General features: G+C 54.0%; 18 protein-coding genes. 13 read left to right on the plus strand and 5 right to left on the minus strand.

What is annotated here, in order from left to right:
- Nucleotides 1-75: 75 nt before the first annotated feature.
- The 6 genes from BZK31_RS07865 to BZK31_RS07890 are packed head-to-tail and all read left to right on the plus strand — an operon-like array spanning nt 76 to nt 6,854.
- Nucleotides 76-789, plus strand: coding sequence for a DsbC family protein (locus BZK31_RS07865; RefSeq protein ID WP_083182176.1), 714 nt, complete (start codon nt 76-78; stop codon nt 787-789).
- Between the two features lie 11 nt (nt 790-800).
- Nucleotides 801-3,266, plus strand: a complete 2,466-nt coding sequence (gene traC / locus BZK31_RS07870) for a type IV secretion system protein TraC (protein ID WP_083182177.1) — start codon at nt 801-803, stop codon at nt 3,264-3,266.
- A complete protein-coding gene (locus BZK31_RS07875; protein ID WP_083182178.1) occupies nt 3,266-3,838 on the plus strand; it encodes a S26 family signal peptidase in 573 nt (190 codons plus the stop codon). The genes traC and BZK31_RS07875 overlap by 1 nt, the downstream gene beginning before the upstream one ends.
- Entirely contained in the window at nt 3,832-5,073 is a 1,242-nt protein-coding gene (locus BZK31_RS07880; RefSeq protein WP_083182179.1) for a TrbC family F-type conjugative pilus assembly protein, read from the plus strand. The genes BZK31_RS07875 and BZK31_RS07880 overlap by 7 nt, the downstream gene beginning before the upstream one ends.
- Nucleotides 5,060-6,112, plus strand: a complete 1,053-nt coding sequence (locus tag BZK31_RS07885) for a TraU family protein (RefSeq protein WP_083182180.1) — start codon at nt 5,060-5,062, stop codon at nt 6,110-6,112. The genes BZK31_RS07880 and BZK31_RS07885 overlap by 14 nt, the downstream gene beginning before the upstream one ends.
- A gap of 49 nt (nt 6,113-6,161) precedes the next feature.
- Complete coding sequence (locus tag BZK31_RS07890) at nt 6,162-6,854, plus strand: nuclease-related domain-containing protein (protein WP_244182649.1); 693 nt, start codon at nt 6,162-6,164, stop codon at nt 6,852-6,854.
- Between the two features lie 259 nt (nt 6,855-7,113).
- On the opposite strand, the gene BZK31_RS07900 is transcribed toward BZK31_RS07890, so the two are convergent.
- Complete coding sequence (locus BZK31_RS07900; RefSeq protein ID WP_083182182.1) at nt 7,114-7,800, minus strand: DUF1845 domain-containing protein; 687 nt, start codon at nt 7,798-7,800, stop codon at nt 7,114-7,116.
- Between the two features lie 408 nt (nt 7,801-8,208).
- Between BZK31_RS07900 and BZK31_RS07905 the strand changes: the two genes are divergently transcribed.
- The 6 genes from BZK31_RS07905 (at nt 8,209) to BZK31_RS07930 (ending at nt 16,071) form a co-directional block, all read left to right on the plus strand.
- Nucleotides 8,209-8,517, plus strand: a complete 309-nt coding sequence (locus tag BZK31_RS07905) for a hypothetical protein (protein WP_011078001.1) — start codon at nt 8,209-8,211, stop codon at nt 8,515-8,517.
- Nucleotides 8,514-9,137, plus strand: a complete 624-nt coding sequence (locus BZK31_RS07910; protein WP_083182183.1) for a DNA primase — start codon at nt 8,514-8,516, stop codon at nt 9,135-9,137. The genes BZK31_RS07905 and BZK31_RS07910 overlap by 4 nt, the downstream gene beginning before the upstream one ends.
- 48 nt (nt 9,138-9,185) lie before the next feature.
- A complete protein-coding gene (locus BZK31_RS07915; protein WP_083182184.1) occupies nt 9,186-10,301 on the plus strand; it encodes a DUF7146 domain-containing protein in 1,116 nt (371 codons plus the stop codon).
- A 120-nt stretch (nt 10,302-10,421) separates the two neighbouring features.
- Entirely contained in the window at nt 10,422-11,447 is a 1,026-nt protein-coding gene (gene traF / locus BZK31_RS07920; RefSeq protein WP_083182185.1) for a conjugal transfer protein TraF, read from the plus strand.
- Nucleotides 11,444-12,844, plus strand: coding sequence for a conjugal transfer protein TraH (locus BZK31_RS07925; RefSeq protein ID WP_083182186.1), 1,401 nt, complete (start codon nt 11,444-11,446; stop codon nt 12,842-12,844). Before traF ends, BZK31_RS07925 begins: the two co-directional genes overlap by 4 nt.
- A gap of 11 nt (nt 12,845-12,855) precedes the next feature.
- Complete coding sequence (locus BZK31_RS07930) at nt 12,856-16,071, plus strand: conjugal transfer protein TraG N-terminal domain-containing protein (RefSeq protein WP_083182187.1); 3,216 nt, start codon at nt 12,856-12,858, stop codon at nt 16,069-16,071.
- Nucleotides 16,072-16,135: 64 nt separating this feature from the next.
- Here the strand turns inward: BZK31_RS07930 and BZK31_RS07935 are convergent, their stop codons facing one another.
- The 4 genes from BZK31_RS07935 to BZK31_RS07955 form a co-directional block, all read right to left on the minus strand.
- The gene (locus BZK31_RS07935) at nt 16,136-16,498 is read right to left on the minus strand and encodes a hypothetical protein (protein ID WP_208617186.1); all 363 of its coding nucleotides are present in this window, start codon (nt 16,496-16,498) and stop codon (nt 16,136-16,138) included.
- Nucleotides 16,499-16,613: 115 nt separating this feature from the next.
- Complete coding sequence (locus BZK31_RS07940; protein ID WP_083182189.1) at nt 16,614-17,648, minus strand: hypothetical protein; 1,035 nt, start codon at nt 17,646-17,648, stop codon at nt 16,614-16,616.
- A 10-nt stretch (nt 17,649-17,658) separates the two neighbouring features.
- Complete coding sequence (locus BZK31_RS07945; RefSeq protein WP_083182190.1) at nt 17,659-18,228, minus strand: transglycosylase SLT domain-containing protein; 570 nt, start codon at nt 18,226-18,228, stop codon at nt 17,659-17,661.
- A gap of 301 nt (nt 18,229-18,529) precedes the next feature.
- Nucleotides 18,530-19,510 (minus strand): ParM/StbA family protein, encoded by a 981-nt coding sequence (locus BZK31_RS07955; protein WP_083182192.1) that lies wholly within the window; start codon nt 19,508-19,510, stop codon nt 18,530-18,532.
- Between the two features lie 260 nt (nt 19,511-19,770).
- Between BZK31_RS07955 and mobI the strand changes: the two genes are divergently transcribed.
- Nucleotides 19,771-20,265 carry a conjugative transfer protein MobI(A/C) gene (gene mobI, locus BZK31_RS07960; RefSeq protein ID WP_083182193.1) on the plus strand — a complete coding sequence of 165 codons (495 nt, stop codon included), beginning with the start codon at nt 19,771-19,773 and terminating at the stop codon, nt 20,263-20,265.
- The last annotated feature ends 32 nt before the right edge of the window (nt 20,266-20,297 follow it).

The following is a 20,297-nucleotide window of genomic DNA, read 5'->3' on the forward strand; positions in this document are numbered from 1 at the left end:
TAAAACGTCCTGAAAAAGAGGCCTTTTCTTTTCCGGGCCAAATACTCTGGGTGAATCGACTCAGGAGGTAAGCCCATGTTCAAACCCACCCAAACCATTCTTGCTATGACGCTGCTTGCAGTGGCTGGTACCGCAGTAGCTGCGAGCCCCGCGGACAAGAACGCAGACAAGGTAGTGATGCTTCCTGCGTCTGCAATGCTGGCGATCGAGAAGAACGGCAAGTTCGCCATCATCAGCGATACCGGGCGATTCATCATCCAGGGAACGGTCTATGACGTGTGGGCGAAGAAAGAGTTGAAAACCATCGAGGACGCTCGGATCGCCGCCAACTACATCCCAGTGGACAAGACCAACCTCGGTTTCAAGGATCTGGCCCCTCTCACTGTCGGCAACGGTGAGAAAGCGATCACCATGTTCTCCGACCCTGCTTGCGGGTTCTGCAAAGAGATCATTCAACAAGCCCGCACGTCTCTTCCAGAGGGGTATCGACTCGACGTGCTGATGTTGCCGCTGCTCAGCCAAGAGAGCGCTGTGCGTACCAAAGAACTCCTCTGCGCGAAAGACAAGGTTGCTGCTTGGAAAGCCGGAGCGGCCGGCGACATGAAAGCTCCTCTCGAACAGCTTCCGACAGCGCAGTGTGATCTGGACGTGATCTCGAAGCGCCGGATGACAGCTCAGTTTCTTGGCGCTCGAAATGTTCCTTTCCTAATTCGTGATGATGGTTTGACCCGAGAAGGCAAGCCTGAAGAAGGCTTGCGCGCCTGGATTGAATCGAATCGCACCCTCTAAGGAATTCAGAAATGCTCAAAGCGCTTATCCGCTCAACACCTCGGCTCTCGAAACTGATCAACGGTCTTGCCTACGAGCCGAATCTTTACTTGTTCCAGCTGGAAGGGAACCGCCTAGGATTCGCCTTCCTGTGTTCCCCTCTCTCAGGCTCAAACGGGGATGAAGGCGACCGCCTGAAGGCAGGTCTGACGGTCGACTGGCCCGAGAAGACAACGATCCAGTTCAGCCTCATTTGCACTGAAAATATCAATGAGATGAAGACGGGATTCCTTCGTCTGCGCCGGGCCTTCCGTGAGTCCGGCCGTACTGACCTTCCCGTAGAAACACAGGCGTTGCTGGAGAAAGTGACGAATGCGCGAGCCGATTATTTCAGCGACCGCACCATGCGCCCAGTTGATTCAATCTCAGGTGTACGAATTCGTGAGCAGAGTCTCGTCGTATCCGTAACTGTTCCGATTGCCAATGCTTTGCCTACCCAGACAGAAGCGAACGCGGCGAAGGAGCTTTTCGACGGACTGCGAACCTCGCTGGACAGCTGCAATCTTGCAGCCGTACCCCTCACCAACGATTCCTACCGAGAAATTTTCTCCTCCATCCTGAACCAGGGGCCGTCAGCGTCGTGGCGCGAAGATCCCGACATGAAGGCGGACACAGATAAGCCGTTGAACGAGCAGATCCTCGACTACAACCGCAGCCTCGACGTGAAGAAAGACCACCTTCAGATCGGAGAGGACTGCTTTGTAAAAACGCTCTCGGCCAAGCGCTTTCCTGATGTCATGTGGCAGGGCGATGCCTCGCAGTATCTCGCTGACATTCTGTCGCAGCGCGGCGGCATCAGGGGCAACTGCATTATCAACATGACCCTGTATTTCCCTCCCCAGCTGGAGACAAAGGACAAGCTGTCGAAACGCCGCCAATGGTCCATCAACCAGAGCTTCGGCCCGATGGTGCATTTCGTTCCCGTTTTAAGAAAGACGAAGGAAGCCTATGACACGCTGTTTGAAGACCTAGACAAAGGGCTCCCCAACGTACAGGCGACGATGACCCTCGTGGTGTTCGGCCGGAACCGGGAAGACCTTATTCAGGCGGCATCAAATGCTAAAAGCCACTTCGCTACGCAGGGCTTCAGTCTCATGGAGGACAAGTTCTGTGTGCTACCCGTGTTCGTGAACTCCCTGCCGATGTGCGCCGACCCGGATGCGATGAAGGAGCTGTTCCGATTCAAAACATTGAGCCTCACCCAGGCATTGCCATTGCTCCCTATCTATGGCGACTGGAAGGGCACTGGAACTCATGTGGCCCCGTTCATTTCCCGAAACGGTCAGCCGGTCAGCTTCCACCTCTTTGACTCCGATACCAATTACAACGCAATGATTGCCGCCCAGTCGGGCTCTGGTAAGTCGTTTGCGACTAACTATCTCATCACGTCGTATTTGAGTATCGGAGCGAAGGTTTGGGTCATCGATGTGGGCCTTTCCTACCTCAAGCTGTCTGAAGCGTACAAGGGCGACTTTGCACGCTTTGACCAAGAGTCGAACCTCTGCCTCAACCCCTTCGAGCTGATTGAAGACTACAGCGAGGAGGAGGATGTCCTGGTTGGGCTACTCTCTGCTATGGCTGCTCCGACCGTACCTCTGATCGACTTCCAAACCGCCGGTCTAAAAAGGCACCTCACACAATGCTGGGAAACGCTGGGCAAGAAGATGATTGTCGACAGCATCGCTGACTCTCTGCTTGCCGACCCAGACCCGCGTATTCAAGATATTGGCCACCAGCTCTTTGCATTCACCTCGAAGGGTCAGTACGGCCGCTTCTTTAACGGAAAGAACAATCTCAACTTCAAGAACCCCTTCACCGTACTCGAGCTTGAGGAACTGAAGGGGCGTCAACACCTTCAGCAAGTCGTACTCCTTCAGCTCATCTACCAGATCCAGCAGGACATGTACCTTGGTGAGCGGGACCGCCCAAAAATCGTGATCATTGACGAAGCCTGGTCGCTTCTCTCCCAGGGCAACGTTGGGGAGTTCATTGAGCACGGTTACCGGCGATTCCGGAAATATGGCGGTAGTGCCATCGTCATTACTCAGGGGGTCAACGATCTCTATCAGAATAAAGTCGGACAAGCCATCGCTGAAAACTCCGCGTTCACCCTACTGCTAGGGCAGAAGGCCGAAGCTATTGATGCTATCCAGGAAAACAAGCGGCTGCCGCTGGGTGAGGGCGGGTACCGAATCCTGAAGACTGTTAAGTCATACAAGGGGCACTACTCCGAGATATTCATGCTCACCCCCCGCGGTGCTGGGATCGTGCGGCTCACGGTGGACCCATATTCGATCCTCCTCTACTCGACCGCACCCGAAGATGTGCAAGCGATCCGAAATTACACGCTCACCGGTGTTCCGCAGGATGAGGCAATTCTGCGCGTGCTCCGTGATCGAGGTGTCGAGTACAACTCTGATCCGGCGGAAGTCGCGTAATGGTGTTGTCTAACCCCTTCAGCATTGAGGCCAAGGTGCGAAGGGCAATCGCAAAGGTTGATCGAGATCGAGCGCCAAAGCGACTCTCGGCAGTCTTCATCGGCAAAGGCCTACTCTTTTCAGCAGTGGTTGCCGGCAGCGTTGTGCTGCTGGCAACCCGTTACTCGATTGCTATCGCTAGTCAGGACTCCCTGTGCCTGCCCCCTTACAGGTTATGGATCATCGATAAAAAGGACGATGACCTGGTGCGCGGTGAAATCTACGCCTTTCACTCCAAAGGTCTGAGTCCGATTTTTGCTGATGGCACGATCATCGTGAAGGTACTTGAGGGAATGCCTGGCGATCGCGCCAAGGTCACGCTTGATGAAACAACCATCAATGGTGTTCCCGTAGGCAAGGGGCTTCAGGTCGCCAGCCAGCACGGGATTGATCCTCAGAAATATGTCCGCGAAGGGAAAATAGGCGAGGGCCGTTACTGGTTCTTCGGCCGCACGCCAGACTCTTTCGACTCGCGCTACTGGGGCTCAGCTTCGACAGACCAAATCATCGGAAAGGCGTATCCAATATGGTGAAAAAGCAACTAGCCCTGTGCATTGGGTTGGCCTTTGGTTGCACGATGGCCATCGCCGGCGATGACCTTGGCATTCGCAAGTACGACATCAATGAATTCAACCCTGTGCTCCTCGATCAGGTTAAAGAAATCAGTCGAAATGCGAGTGCCGCGCGCGCCGAAGCAAGCGGCCAAGATGACATGAGTTGGGTGAGTGAGATGGCCGAAAAGGCCATCGTTCAAGCCGGTGATGAAAATCCGCAGCAGAACGACTCAGCGCTGGCTAGCGCAGACGGCTCAGATCGCGAGAAAAAACATCCCCTTGGCGATGGAAATCGCACTCTGATTTTTGTGTCGTGGTCGATGGGCGCTACCGCCCTCAAAGACATACTTCTGTCGTTCGATGGACTGCCAGGTGTTGGCATTGTTTTTCGAGGAATACCTGATGGTATGTCGATGGGCGATGCTGTGACCAAAATGCACCTTCTCACGCAAGAGACGCAAAGCACAGTGAGCGTCCTGCTTGATCCTCTCGCATTCCAACGTCATATGGTGTCAGCAGTACCCACCGTGGCTCTCGAAGCACCGAATGATGCTCTGATCGCTAAAGCCGCTGGTTCGTCTTCTGTCAGCTACATCGAAGGAGCGGTCAAGGAAGGCAAGAGGGGAGATTTAGGCACTATTGGTTCCACAGAGGAAATCATCGAGCCTGACCTCATGGAGATTGCGAAACAGCGCATCGCAGATCTGGACACCAACGCCATGAAAAAGCGAGCAATCGCCCGGTTTTGGGATAACCACAAAGGGCATCCACTGCCGCCGGTAACTGAGAGTGCCACCCGCCTCGTCGACGCATCGGTCATTGTGCCCGATGACATTCTCGACAGCCAAGGCAGAGTCATTCAGAAGGCGGGAAGGATTAATCCACTCGACATGATGCCGTTTGACCAGAAACTGGTGGTAATCGATCCGACGCAGCCTTGGCAGGTTGCCCTGGCGAAGCGCGAATACGCAGACCACGGGAAAAATCTGACCGTCACGATAATGGCTACTCAGATTCCCACTGCTTCTGGTTGGGAACTGTTCAACAGCGTACAGGACAACCTGGATGCGCCTCTCTACCTATTGCCGCCTGACATGGCGGAGCGCTTCCAGATCCTTCGCGCCCCTTCTGTCGTAACAGCCGACACGGAAAACTTCATCGTCCGCGAGGTTGCTCAATCCGCCTTCGAGGAGGCCAATCATGAGCATCAATAAGGTAATAGCCACCGCACTTCTGGTGATTGCGGGTATGTTTTCCCTGCCAGGGATAGCGGCTGATGCGGCATCGTCCGGTGAGGTGATGTGTGAGGACTCTGGCCTTTTTGGTCCGAAGTTGTTCACCGACATCTGCTGGGCATGCCTATTCCCAATCCGTGTATCTGGTGTGCAAATAACCCCCGGCACAGCACCCGCCAAGGCTACAAAAATGGTCTTCTGTATTTGCCAGGAAGGCTCGTCCTCGATCTACAAGCCCGGAATCATTACTGCGATGTGGGAGCCGGCACGAATGGTTGAAACTGTCCGTAAGCCTGGTTGCTCGCCAACCCTAGGCGGTGTAACGCTCCCGTTTGGCAACAAGCGCAGCTATGGTCGGCTACGGCAGGACAACAGTACCCAGACAGGACAGGCCGCCGGTTCGTTCTACCACGCTCACCTGTATGCTTTCCCGCTGCTTCAAATCCTCGATCTCTACACGCCTACGAAATGCAATCCGGACGGTTATCTCGACCTCGATATCATCTCTTTCACTGAGATCGACCCTACCTGGAACAACGGAACGTTGGCTTTCTTCCAGCACCCCGAGTCCGCGGCCGTGGCAAACCCAATCGCTATTGCGGCATGTGCTGCCGAATCCGCGCTGGTTACCGCTCGAAAGGAGCCTCTTGAGTCGCTTTGGTGGTGTACCGGTACATGGGGGAGCATCTACCCATTTGCCGGCGTAACCGTGGCGCAAGATGCAAACCGGACGACAGCATTGCTGGCTGCGCGAGTGATCGCACAGCAACACCGCAGGGGCCTCGCTCGACGCACTATGGGTGATGAGAACGTGTGCAAGGCGGGGATCTACCCGACGATTCCGAAAAGTCAGTACAAAGTGACCCAGTTCTGGCCAAAGTCGCAGAACAGCAGAGCAATGTGGCTCGGAGAACCGCCCCAGACTTGGGAGGGCGGGCCTAGTCGGCATGTTCCAGGTACTGGGAACGATGCCATGTACATGTTCTGGCGATGGACCGATTGCTGCTCGAAGCTGTGACGAACCGTTCTAATGGAGAATCCGCCCGCAAGGGCGGATTTGCGATGGTATGAATGACTTTCTAATGCTGTATCTGCCCCCGGTTTTGATACTGGGGGTTCTAGCGGGCATCGCCCACGTCCGTTTACTTGAATTCCCTGCCTATCGAGGGTGGTGGGGGGAGTACAAGGTTAACTTCATGCTGCGCCTATGCCTCAGTGGCGATTACAAGGTGTTCGCCAACGCGATCTATCGTGGCAAGACAAGGGGAGAGTCGACGCAGGTTGACCACATCATCGTGTCGCGCTACGGAATCTTTGTCCTGGAAACGAAGTGTTTCAAGGGCAAGATCATTACCTACCCGGAAGCCCCTGATAGCTGGTTGCAGATCGTTGGTCGAAGGAAATATCGCGTGCAAAACCCGCTGATGCAGAACTACGCACACGTGAAGGCAGTTCAGAAGGTCACCGGAGTCCACTCTCAGAAAATCCACAGCTACGCAGTGATGGCAGGCCAGGCCAGTTTTACCCATGGAATGCCTGAGCGGGTCTACAGCATTTGGGGCGTGATTCGTAAAATCCAGTCCTACAAAGCCCCGGTTTTTACTCGGGGCCATGTGGTGTCAATTTGCCGGGCGCTGAGCGAGCGCAGAGTCAAGGGGGGGTATTGGGCTGCCAGACGACATGTCGAAAAGCTGAAGCGCCGAGGGGAGGATGGATCTACAGCGTGCCATGAAGATAGACCCCGAGAGGAACACCTATAGCCACTCCAATAAGAACAGCAGCAGTGACAGAGACGATCGCGACCTTATCCCAAAATACTGCCTCGGAGGGCGCTTCAAGTGATTCGTCGGTGGCCAGCTGTTCTTCCCACAGTGGGGTGGCTTCGCGTGAAGGAGGCTGATCCGTCGCTTTTCTGCGTCTTCGACTGCTTCTTGCCTGTGTTGACGTAAGATCATCAAGCATAATGACTCTCCTAAGCAAAACGCCCCGCAATGCGGGGCGTTTTCATTACTGGCGCGATCAAGCAACTGCTTCTTCAGGAAGCGAATCGAGAGGGTCGGCATTGCCATCAGGCTCAATGTGACCAGCCGCCTCGCGCTCCTCCTTGTCAGCGGTCACTTTGGCTTCAGCCTTCTCGATATCTTCTTGGAGCTCTGCGACCTTGCTCGCGTATGCCTTTGCACGCGCGCTCTGACCGAGCCCAACGAGCGAGCGGATCAGCCGTGCCATTTGGTTGCTCTTGCTTGCACGAAACTCCTCAGCCTCCGAGCTATCGATCTTCTCATGCAGCCAGGCTGTATCAACCTGGATAATCAGATGGTCAAATGCCTGAAGCAGGCTGCTCATCCGCTTGATTTCTGGGCTTGTGATTTCGAATTCACGAGTCAGTGGTGAGCTGTACCCTGCAAGCTCTTTGATTCCCAGGCTCTTCAAAAGCGTGTCCATCCGCTCAGCCTCGTCACGCACGGCTACTTCCATGCGCTCGATTTTCTTCGAGACCGCATCGACCACAGCTTTGTGATCAAAAGTCTTGAGGTTTTTGGCCAGCTTGCGGGACGTAACGTCGATGATAAAAAGGGCCGTCATGAGGCTATCGAAACGGTTGCCGGCAAAGAACTTCGCCTGCTCAGTGTTCAGTACCATCTTCCCTTTGAGGGATGGCTTGGAATATTGGTACTTCGTCGGTTGTGGTTGAGTGGTCGCCATTAGCGGTTTCTCCGGATGTTGGTGGCCGGACTATTGCACCAGCTTGCGGAGCCTCTGGATTTCGATTTCGCGCACGATTTGCGTCGGAATTTGAAGTGATTTTTTCTGGTTGACGACAGACTGAAATGGCGGCGAGAATTACATCACTCATCGGCTAAGGTCGATTAAGAATTTGCCTCCTGGAGGCCATTGACCCTAAGTGACAGCATGCTGCTGCCACTGGTACCCAAGACGTGTATGCGTCTGGGAGCAAGCCAAGCTGAGCTTATCAGCTTAAAAACCAAGCCTACGTTCGCGTAGCGCCGATCAAAAAAGGAAGCCATTGGCTTCCTTTTTTTGTGTCACAAAAACCCTGACGGGGAACTCCCGTTAGGGCGTTCTCCGTTTTAAAAAAATGGAGAACTGAAAATGGCATCTACAACCCTCAAAGTTAAAGTGCTGACCGCGTTTGGCTTCCTCGTTGCTACGTTGGGAGCTGTATACGCACCGCAGTTTGCAAAGCATGTTTTGCCTTTGACACTCTGCGTGTTTCTCGCCGTGGTAATCCTGAATGCTGAGCAGATCCTGCGTGGTGTTCTGAGCTACCTACGCGGTTGTCTGAAGGCTTCGGCTCCTCAAGCAACCAAGACCTTACCCAACGCCCGTTGGTGTAGCAGCGTCGATTATGACAACTACTACATTCCCTCCTACCTGCGTCGCCAGGGAGAAGAGAAATGATCCGTATTGACTTCGATGTTCCAAGCTATCTCCGACTGCCGCAAGGCCTATGCATCGTTTCAGAGCGCCTGGCTCATAAGCTTCCCGAGCCAGAAAGCAATGAAGCGCGGCACCAAGCGCTTGAACCGGTGGTGATCAACACACTGTACCGGCCGGAAGGCCGCAACCAAGTTGTATCGATCGAGAACCAAGAGCAGGGCGAGATCAAAGGGGAGTTCATCCCTCGCGAATCCCAGCCCGCGCATCAAGAGACAGCTCAAGAGATACAAGTCGCCCAAGGTGATGTGGATCAAGTTGAGCGCGCACCAGAACTCAATTTCCAAGGCGTTGCTGGCAGGTCTGTCACCGGCGAATACCGCGGTTCAGGTTTCGCCCATTATCGATTTCTCAAGAAGAACGGAAAGTCGTTCTTCTTGCGTATCGGTGAACACCTGGTTTGGGGAATCGAGCTTAACGCTCAGCTACGCAAATCTGGAGCGCAACAAGGTGACAAGATCTCCCTGACGTACCTTGGCAAAACCGCCGTGAGTGTGCTCAAAGAGGTCGTTGTCGACGGTAAGAAAGAACAGGAGTGGGTTGATACCTACCGTAATTCCTGGGAAATCAAAATCGTGAAATAGCCAGCAGATGCGCCCGTCCGGGCGCATCTCAACCAACCGGAGGTACCCATGTCCAAAGACTCAGAAGGCAATTACGCCCCAGAGAAGCAAGATGTGCTGGTAGCCGCTGATGGCCGCTGGCATGACATATACGCAAGCCTCGCATCTTCTTTGGTGCCGGCACACAAAAAAGCAGGACGTGGAGTCCCATGTCCGGTGCATGGTGGGGAAGACGGGTTCAAGATTTTCCGTAAGACGGCTGGATCGTCGAGCGGTGGGATCTGCCGTACCTGCGGAGTAAAGGCTGATGGCATAGCCTTACTGATGTGGGTCAACCGTTGGAGCTTTCACCACGCCCTACAGGAGGTTGGGGCATTGCTACGGATCAAAGACCCGCATGGGCGCACCGCTGATGGCTTTGTCCCAAGCGTTGTAATCCGTAAGGAGCGAGCTCCGAGCAAGCCAGAGGCTTCCGACGATTGGCTGCGTGAGGCAATGCGCAACCTGTGGAAGGGGACAGTTCCTCTCACAGATCCATCAGCGGAGCCAGCAAGGCTCTATCTTCGCTCCCGAGGCATTCTTGCTTGGGATCGACCAGAGCTGAGCCGCTACGTTCGCTTCCATCCGGAATTGACCTACAAGGACAAATCCGGCAAGCGTTCCAAGCATCCGGGCATAGTGTGTACGCTCATCGATCCTGAAGGCCAGGCTGTGACCATCAACCGTCACTACCTGACAATGAAAGGTGAGAAAGCGGATCTCGCTGAGCCGAAAAAAATGTTCCCAATCCCCAGCAACCGAAAGCTTCCCGGCTGTGCGGTTCCAACATCTCATCCAGGAGAAGTCTTGGATGTATGTGAAGGATTGGAAACAGCTCTATCGGTGGAAACAGCTATGGGTATACCAGTATGGCCCTTAGTGAATTCCTACCTGTTGGAGAGCTTCGTACCACCAGCCTGCACCAAAGCAGTCCGAATCTGGGCTGATAAGGACCGCAAGGAAGGAGGCCAAAAAGCGGCATTCGCTTTGAAAAAACGTCTGTGGGAAATGGGGATCAAGGCGCAAATAATGCTGCCGGACATGCCCATCCCTGACGGCTCCAAAGGTGTCGATTGGAATGACGTTCTTCGTGAACGTGGTTCTCTCGGCTTCCTCGGTCACGAGGTCTATCGCGCACAGCGATAGGCCTCTGGCCTTCTCAACTTCACCCCTCTTTTTCCGACCGTAAAAGCGCCTGAAAACGCGCCCCCTCATGCTGGCCAACGCTCACAATTCGAGCATCCCCCATCTTGGCCAGACGGACTCATGACACCCCTAAAATTCCCTATCTTGTTGCTGGCTGCCGCTATAAGCAGCGGTTCCCTTGCGGGAGAGCCCAAACCCGCTGAGTCAAAAGCGCCCCCGGTTGCTGGTTCATCGTTCTACCAGGACAAAGAACGCGGCTGGTTCTGGTACGAAGATCCCCCACCTGAACAGGAACCCGAAAAACCGAAGCCCGCGCCGGAGCTGCCGACCCCACCTCCAGCCGAGAAGAAAGCCTCGGAACCTGCCGCGCCCGAGTTGCCACCGACTGGCAGCGTGGCGTGGATTCGCGAAGTGCTTCCGAAACTGCGTGATGCAGCTATGGATAACCCCACCAAGGAGAATGTGAGCGCGTACTACTGGGCTCAGCGAATCATGCTCGATAAGGCCGAGCGATTCTCACGTCACTCCGTCGAGGTAATCCGTAACGATCCATTCCTCGATGAGGATATGCGTTATCCCGCCTCGAACGCCGCCTCCGACGCGCTGGCAACGGCGGCCGGCAAGCAAAAAGAAACTCTGTTGAAGATGATCGCCGGCAGCTCTGCGCTGATGTTTTTCTACAACGGTAACGACTGCATTCTTTGTGAACAGGCTCTGGCCGCGGTCTCAGCTCTCGAGTTCAGGTACGGATTTACTGTCATGCCCGTATCGATGGACGGGGCTCCTCTTCCTGGAGGCAAGTATCCAAATACACAGTACGACACTGGCCTCGCAGAGCAGCTTGGCATCATCGCCTCGCCGGCGTTGGCCCTAGTCATCCCGCCGAATGACGTGAAGATCGTCAGCTTCAGCACCGTTTCAATGGAAACGGCAACCACTCGGATTCTAATGGCGGCGAATGAAGCTGGCCTGATTTCCGATCAGGAATACAACTCCACATCACGCCTAAACACCATGGGTTTGATCGACGCTACCAAATTGGCTGACGCCCCGCCCGACGCAACAAAGAACCCTAGCGAATTCGTGAATCGCATGCGTGATGAAGCTCGTCGCGCCTTTCAAAAAGACAACGGAGGTGCCCAGTGAAAATCAAACCGATCGCCCTTGCTGTAGCGCTGATGGTGCCCTTCGGGGCTCACGCGAACATTCAACAGCAGGTCAATGAAATGTTCAGCGGCATGATAAATGTCACCAGCCCAGGGGCGTATAAAACAGCCACGCGCGGGGTAATAACCGGCGGCTCCGTTGTCCTTCGGAATCGGATATCCACTGCCAACCTCATCAGCATTACCCCTCCAAGCGCAAAGGGTGGCTGCGGAGGTATCAATCTTTACAGTGGCTCGTTCTCTTTCATCAACGGTGAAGAGTTCGTCGCGCTCATGAGGAATGTGGCCTCGAACGCTGCTGGCATTGTTTCGGGCTTCGCCTTCGAGCTGGCCCTCGATGCGATGGATGCACAGACAGGTGGCGTTATCCGCAACCTGGCCAACAAAATCCAGGCGCTCAACCAAATGTTTTCCAACAGCTGCCAGTTGGCGAGTGGGTTGGTTACAAACGCCAAAAAGGCATACGAAGAAAGCACAGATTTCAAATCCGCGATGACGGCCTTCGGGTCGAACGTCGCATCTGACTTCTTTACCGCGAAATCTACCAAAGAAGACTCCCCTGCAAACCGGATTGCGGCCTCAGGCAAGGCCGTTCAGTGCGAGAACACTGGTAACGTTCTGTGGTGCGCCATGATGAAGTCTGGCCTCCAGTCACAGATTCTGTTCGGCAGCGATGAAAACGCAGAATTCATCATGTCGATGGTCGGTAGCTACAACGTGTCGCTCACCAACGATGCCAGCGGGGGGAAAAACTTCGCTGCGCATCCCATGCCGAAGCTCATCACTGGCGAAGGTCTCAAAATTCTGGTTGAGGGTTCTACGAACCTCGATGTCAAGGTCTACCAGTGCGACCAGGATGACGCTGACTGCTCTGACCCGAAAATCCGCACTCTCACCAGCTTCAAGGGCCTCGAAACCCGAATTCTTGAGGATCTTCAAAACAATGGAATCCTTGAGCGTTTCGCCAATGGCACTGCAACGGCTGCTGACGGGAACCGGATTGGATACCTCGCATCCAGCCGCGTAGGGGTGAATCTGATGAAAATCACCCAAAAGGCAGGTGCTCAATCCGGTTATGACTATCTGAATCAGTTTGCCAAGAAAATTGCTGCGGATGCATCAATGAGCCTGATCTATCAACTGCTTGGGCACACAGAGAAGGGCCTCACCAGCCTGAACATGCCGGATGCAGGGAAGGTGATCGAGGACCTGCGGGCTACTAAGGGAGAGCTCATGGACGAATACCGTTCGTACATTGAGGACGCGATGCAGGGCAAAGATGCCGATGGCCAAGCAGAAAAAATGCTTCAGATGGCCCCAGTGTTTGATAGCGGAACCCTGCCGCAGGGAACCATCAACGATAACGCCGGCGCGTAACGGAGACATCCATGGACTTCACTATCTACACAACAGGCAGCGCCGAGTTTCTTGAGATCATGCTCAATGCCTGCGCGATGATCACAGGGAGCGGAGATGCAGAAGATCTTGCTCGTATTGGCGCGCTAATAGGCCTCTTTCTGTTGGCGTTCCAAGCAGTTTTCAATAACCAGGCCATTACCTTTGGTAAGGCAGGCCTTGTGCTCGTCCTTTACATGATGTTTTACGGCCCTACAGCCACCACAGTGATCGAGGATACGGTGTCGTCGCAGGTGCGGGTGGTGGACAACGTGCCTCTTGGCCCTGCATTTGTCGGCTCAGTCATCTCAACGGTTGCCTACGGCATCACCAAAACCACGGAGCAAGCGTTCTCTACTCCAAGCATGACCGACTATGGGCTGTTCTCGAGTCTGAGTACGTTGTCGAAGGTGCGCGATGCTCTTCGGAACCCGATGGCGCTGGACGGTTTTCAAAACTACCGAAAGTCTGACGGGTGGGATCTGCCCCGATCGGTAAACGAGTACATGACATTCTGTTCGCTAAACCCCGTCGCGCTGAGAACGGATAAGACCCTGACTGACTTGTACCGTTCTCCCGGCTGGGCTCAGGTGCTGTCAAATCAGACATCATCGATGTTCATCTATGTCTACGACGGTAACGCCGGCACCATGAAGAGCTGCGCAGAGGCCAGGTCGTTTCTCAACGCACACTTGCAAAACGTCTACACAGACGTGTTGGAGGACATTCTTCAGAAAGGATTCAGCGAAGAAGTCAAAACCAATCGAATGACCACCGGTATTCAGGTTCAAGCCGCTACAGACCAGGCAATTCAAAGTCTGGCACTCAGTAGCAAGTCGGCTCAGGACTACGTTTTGACTTCGCTAATAGCCCCGATTTTTAACGACTCTCGTGTCGACGCCATGAACCATTGGCAAGAACAAAGGGCTGCAATGGCTCTCCGTGAATCGCTCAACCAGCAAGAAATTCAATGGGCGGGGAAGGGCGACAGCTTCAAGCACTACATGAGGCCGATGATCGCTTTCTTCGAGGGCATGCTCTATGCGATGACGCCGTTCTTGGCCTTTGCTCTACTCCTGGGTGGGCCTGGCCTTTCTATCCTCGGCAAGTATCTCGTCTTGCCGTTGGCGGTTGGGTTGTGGATGCCGCTGTTAAGTATCGTCAATGCTTTTACCCTCTGGTATGCCGGTTCCCAGATGGAAGCCGTATTCAATGGATACGATCCGACTGGATCTGGTTTTGCAATGCTTCAACTCATGGACATTGATAAGGCGATCGGCAAGGCTCTCGGTATCGGCGGCTTGCTCGCTGCTTCTGTGCCGCCTTTGGCTCTTTTCATCGTTTCTGGCTCAGCCATGGTTGCGAATAGCATCATGAGCCAAATGACAGCTGGCGAAAAATTCAAGTCCGAAGACGTGAATCCTCGATCTCAGGAGAGCGCACCTGTTCTAAGTACCAATGCTTCGTTCACTTCTGACCAGGTAGGGGCCGGCGTTGCTAAAACAGGTAGCCCGCAACTGGCAGAAACCATCAGCAGCGAACAAGCAGCAAGCGCTGTGGTGCAGAGCGCGAGCATGGCATCTCAAACGGCAACCTCTCAGTACCAAGAAAGCCTCAAGGCAGCTGGTCAACAACTCAACTCATCGGCCACAGGGCGGCAAGCACTTGCGCAGATAGGCGAAAACCTTTCGGCAGGTTCGGTCCTCAGTTCGAATGCATCTTACAACGAGGCAAAAGAGTCCCTTCGGAGCCTCGGCCTATCCGAGTCTTCGCTGAATCAGGCCACGTCCAACGCCGCAATGGGTATTTCTACGCCGCTTGGCGGCATGAAGCGGTCGGATAACACCTCGGCCGACACCATGACTCAGGAAAGCAAAGCCAAGGCGGAGAAAGCACTCGCCCAACTTACGCAGTCTGTCCAGGCAACCGATTCGAGCACGTTGACCTTCGCGACGGGCGATGCCTTCTCAAGTAGCGCGTTGGCACAGCAGAGCGCATCGAACACAGACGAGATCGGGAAAACCCGTTCGAGCGCCCTCCAGGCGCAACAGACCTATAGCCAGGCATCTGCACAACAAGATTCGATCAAGGCCGGTCAATCACTCAACCTTAGAGACGCCGGCGTCAAAGCGCTCACTCGCGGTCTCGGCCGCAATGAAACCGCGCTGGCGCTCGAGAAAATGGCAGGACAAACAGAGTCAGGTAAAGATCTGTACAAACAAGCCTTCGGTAGCCAGAGCATCCAGGATATGTCGAAAGACACGAGCGAGCGTCGAGCGATGGCAGCGATTCGTGCGATCAATCAGGACGGACGCCTTGGTGATCTGTTGATGAGTCAATACAACCCGTTCGATTTTAACGTCAATCAAGGGGATGCAAACTCGAACGCTGGTCTCGCAAGCAGTGCCGCCAAGGCCACTGCCGGCACCGACGCCATCGCCGGCAAGCTTGATGCAAAATGGAATTCAAATGCTGGGGCCTATGCAAACTCAAATGACATGAATGCCAGTGGCTATCAAGCTACGAAGGAGGATGGCGCTACGGTTATTGGGCAGCGAAATTCTGAGAACATGCAGCCAGTGATTGATGCTAATTCGCAGAATCAGGATCACGTGGATAACCGTTCCTCCCAAGCTGCATATGACACCCTGGCAGCAAGGGGGCAAGCTGCAAGCCAAGGTACGAATTTGGGCAACGTTGTAGCTAATGGCGCGAATGCGGCCTTTACAGGGATCAATACGATTGCCGAAGCCTTCCGCAGCGGCTCCGATAGTGAAAAGCTCGAAAACTATTACGACATCGGTATCAAACAAGGGTTGAAGCCCGAGGAAGCACAGTACTTTGCCGCCAAGGCTACTGGTGAGTTTGGATCGGCCGAGGGTGATGCCTATCGAGAGCTGAATGGTTACTATCGTAGCCAAGGCATCCGGGATGATAACTACATCGCAGGAGCTATTACTGCGATCGATGATGCTGCCAAGGCCCCTGAAAGCGGTTCCTATCCCACCCTGACGGCGCTGGCGGATTCAAGGGATGCGGTGCAGTACCAGGCGTACCAGGGCCCTTCGAATGAGGATGTTCCTCAAGTTCCAACACAGGCCACAGCCCCACAACCAGCTAGATCCGCTCCACCACCTGCACCGTCGCCATCCTCGGCGGGAGCCACAAACCACAAACCTCAGCGACCGACAGGGATCAACGCTGACTAGATGAGGTTAAGCTGAAACGACAAGGCCGGGTTTCCCCGGCCTTTTTCTTACCCACCTGCATAGTTTACCCCTTGAAGATTTCAGTCAGCCGATCCTTCACCGCCTTTGCGATTTGCGCCCGGAACAGGAACAACAAAACAGACAGGCCAACGCTTACACCGACCGCCTCTGCCCCCCAGCGGGTGAACACAACGATGTTGATCATCATCAACACGATGATGCCGTAAAATTCAGTATTCGCCTTTGCACCAGTAAGAACCTGTTCTTCAGTCAGCATCCACTTAGGAGATAGGCAAAACGGGCAAACCGAGGCCTCCGGGTCACGGCCACCAACAGGGACGCCGCTGATGTAGAAAGGGGCGCTGGTGATAACCTTCGGCACCATCAGTTTCTTGCAGCACTGGCACTCAACTTTGTCGTTTTGCATGTCGCTCACCATTCAATTCATCTCACCAACATAATCTCACTACCACGCAGAATCCCAAACGGAAAGCTCCAACCAGGGGGAACAGGGCCTGCGAATAGCTTCACGTGGATGGGATTCAGTGGTTGCACCAGATGCATCGGCCGGGCTTGAGTGCGTAACGAGCGTTGATTTCCTTGCACTTGCTGCATGGAGTGAGCGTGATATCTCCGGTCTTCATCGCGTTGCTGAGCTGGTAACCGTTGGAAGGGGAGATCATATCGCTGGCCTCAATGCCGACAGCTCTGCACAGCTCTACATACTCGCGATGAGCCGCAACCACCGCCCGAGCATTCGTCCGCCGAAGAGGATTGTCGGCGAGCAGCCTGTATACAGTCAGATAGAGCAAACTGTGAAGAGGGCTTTCGGCCAGTGTCTTATTCGGTGCCTGTATTCGTCCACTCTGGGACTGAACCAGGGGGGTATCCCGTAGCAAGGAGCGCTTCATCCTGACTACTTCGTCCGCATTCAATCCAGTCCATTGCGCGACCAACTTGGGCTGTAGCTTCTGCTGAAGCAACTCGGTCGCTACCACATGGAGGGGCATCGTCGAGGGATAGTCCTTGATCCGACCTATGCCACTCACGCCAGGCTTCAGAAAGTACCGAAGATCACCAAGCAATACTGTAGTCACGTCCCTGAGTTGATCGTCTGGCGAAGATAGGTTCATCCTCAGCTTTCTGAGGTTGCACCTGGTGCCAACCGAGAACCCGCCGCGGCTAACCAGCATCATCCGAGAGTCGAAAGAGCCTGCCTCGAACACCCGATACCCAACATCGTCTAGGCCTACAGCCAGAATAGGGCTTGTCTGGTTGACGCGGGAGAAGTGGCAAAACTCCATGAACATAACCATTTTGTTACCGATCTCCCTAAACTCTTCATCGTCTAGGTAGCCCCTGCCGACCTTTAGGGTGTTGTAGTGGACCCGGTAGAGGGAGACCGGGAGAGCGTCGACAGCGTTCAACTGACGTTGGTTGGTGCTCAACGAAGAAAGCCAAACCATATCGCTCTGAGTCAAGCGCTGCTCAGCGAGAATGACATTGAAATCTCGCAAGCCAGATGTCAGCCAGCGCAGACCCATTTGTATCATCGATGCGTTGATCTTAACTCGCATGTCCCTGCCCTTACTTTAAACGCTGTAGTGAACGCCAAATTCTGAGCACATTACTCGCATACTCACGTGCGTCAAGTTCACGTTTTGGGTTTCGTGTATGGTAGCCACCGATGGCTAGTTGCATATCGACAGGGTATTGCGCAATCGACTCGCAAAGTATCTGGGCACCGATCCGAATATTTACTTCAGGGTCAAGAAGAAGCTCTGGGCGTGCTACTCGATTGCCATTCCAGCGATAATTTATTTGCATAATCCCTATATCGGTAAGAATGTCTTCGGCAATATATTTGCCGAGTACAACCTTGGCAGCCATATAGGTTTTAGGGTACAGCGCACCACTAGGAGCGTTCCGAAGCGCAAATGGGTGTGGTGCAACCATTCCTTGTCCGGCAGAAGTTTTAGATTCATTCAGGGCCAGTGAATATAGAAGCAATGGGTCCGGTTTGCATGCGGTGGCCATTGAGGCTCGCTCCCACATTGTCCCTTTTAATGAAAATCCGTTAGCGTTTGCGCTTGCTGAATTAAATATCGCAATGCATGCATAGACGGTAATAAAGGAGCTGGCGCGGATATTAAACATTAGCCCCCCTTATCCAGCTAGCAACTGGGCGAGACGTAGGCTCATTACTAATTGGCTCTTTTTCGCCCTTAGATAGAGTATTATGCTGCTGACTATCAGCCTGCTTATTTTTATTCTCTTCGGTCGCGCTAATCATGCTTAGATACAGTGCAGCCATTGCAACAAGCCTTTTACCCCGATAATCGGGGTCAATAGTTTCGAGATGCGCGTGCAATTCTTGTGTCGCTGGCGTGACTCGACATTGTAGTCTCATCGTTTTATCCACATTCCCTCCTCAGCGCTTCCCTGCGCACCCGTTTAATTAAGAGCGTGCTATATGCCAGAAACCTTCGGCATTGCTTTTTACGCTATTCACGGGCTTGACTACCAAAGCGTCGGGAAATTCTTTTCGAGCGAATGGCTCATACAATGAGGCTCCCCCACCGCCAAGAATTACACAGTCGATAGCACGCCCCTTCAGGAATCGAAGTCCTTGTTTGATCTCAGTAAAGACGGATGGGATAACACGCTCGGCAGCACGCTCGAGATATTCAGCAAGCTCAACTTTGCGGCCATAGATCAGGATGTAAGACTTACCCGACTGGAGCGCATGTTCGATCTTCTCTACACCAGGAATACCGCCATGATCCTTCGCAATTTCTTCGTTGCACGCTTCAAGTACAACAGACATAGCTTTGAGGCTGCTGCTGCTGGAGTTGACTACCAGTTCGCGATGGTCAAATACCACCCAATCAACACTGAAAAAACCCGGATCAATAATGATTGAAACTGACTCCTCAATAACCTCCGAAGCATCTGAGTTGCAGTAAATCTCCGTCAGAGTCCCGATAGGCTGAGCAACAACCTCTACTCGCTTAACCGTAACCTCTCGCTTGGGCGTAATCCGATGCGTCCCGGTCATACGCTTTACCAGGGCTTCTACATAGGGCTTATCGCGGGCTTGCGAGACAGGAAGGCCAGTGACTAAGCAGTCAATTACGTCTTTATCACCGGCCGCATGCAGTAGAGAACCTTTAAATAGGGCCTCATAGGCGAGCGAGGAAGTGTAATCCTCGTGCAGCTCTCGTCCATCCTGAACTCGGCCGGGCGCGGCAAATGCCACCCAGGGCGCGCCATCAACTTCAACGATTACTTCACCAGGGCGTAACCCAGAATCTCCAGGCAGAACGCTCAAGGGAGCGGCCTGCGAGGGACGAATGATCGACTCCGGTTGCCCATCAGCACCGCCGAAAACGCCAATGACGTTGCTGTAACCAATATCCAGACCTAAGGCGTTACCCATTCGTATGCCGCTCCCAGCAAAAAAAGACAAAAGAAGTGCGTCAAATGACGACGCAGATGACCCAGCAACACATGAAACCCCATACCTACAGAATCCCAAGCGCTACAGCTGCGTCACCCGGTCAACAGATGACGACGAGCCGTCATAATCTGCCTTCACGAAAGCCCTGTGCTTCGTTTTCAGGTCGTTTTAGCGTCTGAAATCGATCCACACCCTCTGTGTTGAGCCGCAAAATGCTCCCGTCCACAAAGGAGCAACATATGAACCCACCTTCTGAAGCCCCCAAGCATCCAGCAGTAGCGGAGCTCGATCGCGTCTATTCCAGCCTTGTCGACCGAGCCGAAGAGCTGCGCGACTCTTTCTTCCAGACAGCCCTTTCTCTGCACGCAGGCAAGCCTGGGCATATACCGATAGTGATCCGGATACGGCAATCGAGCCCGAATGCAGTCACCATCGAATGGGCGAAAGTGATTTTGCCGAGGCTCAAGGAAGGCGAAGCCAAAAAACCGCGGGTCATCCGCACCATCAACAAGGGTCAAGGAAGCAAGTACTTGGTCTCGTCGTTCTCGTTCGTGAAGGAGCCCTTGAAGAACATCGTTCGGGCCTACGAAACCCAGCTCGCCGAAATCCGGGAAACGTGCTCAGTCATTCAGCGAGTCCGCCGTCAGCTTGTCCCTGCGGTAAAGAAAGCCGGCGTTGTTGACGCCTCTATTGCGGCGTTCATCACTCACGATTACCCCGCAGCGTCCGACTGAGCGCTTCGCCCTGGTACGGTGCTGAAAAGTGG

It is taken from the genome of Pseudomonas floridensis, assembly GCF_002087235.1.
GTDB lineage: Bacteria > Pseudomonadota > Gammaproteobacteria > Pseudomonadales > Pseudomonadaceae > Aquipseudomonas > Aquipseudomonas floridensis.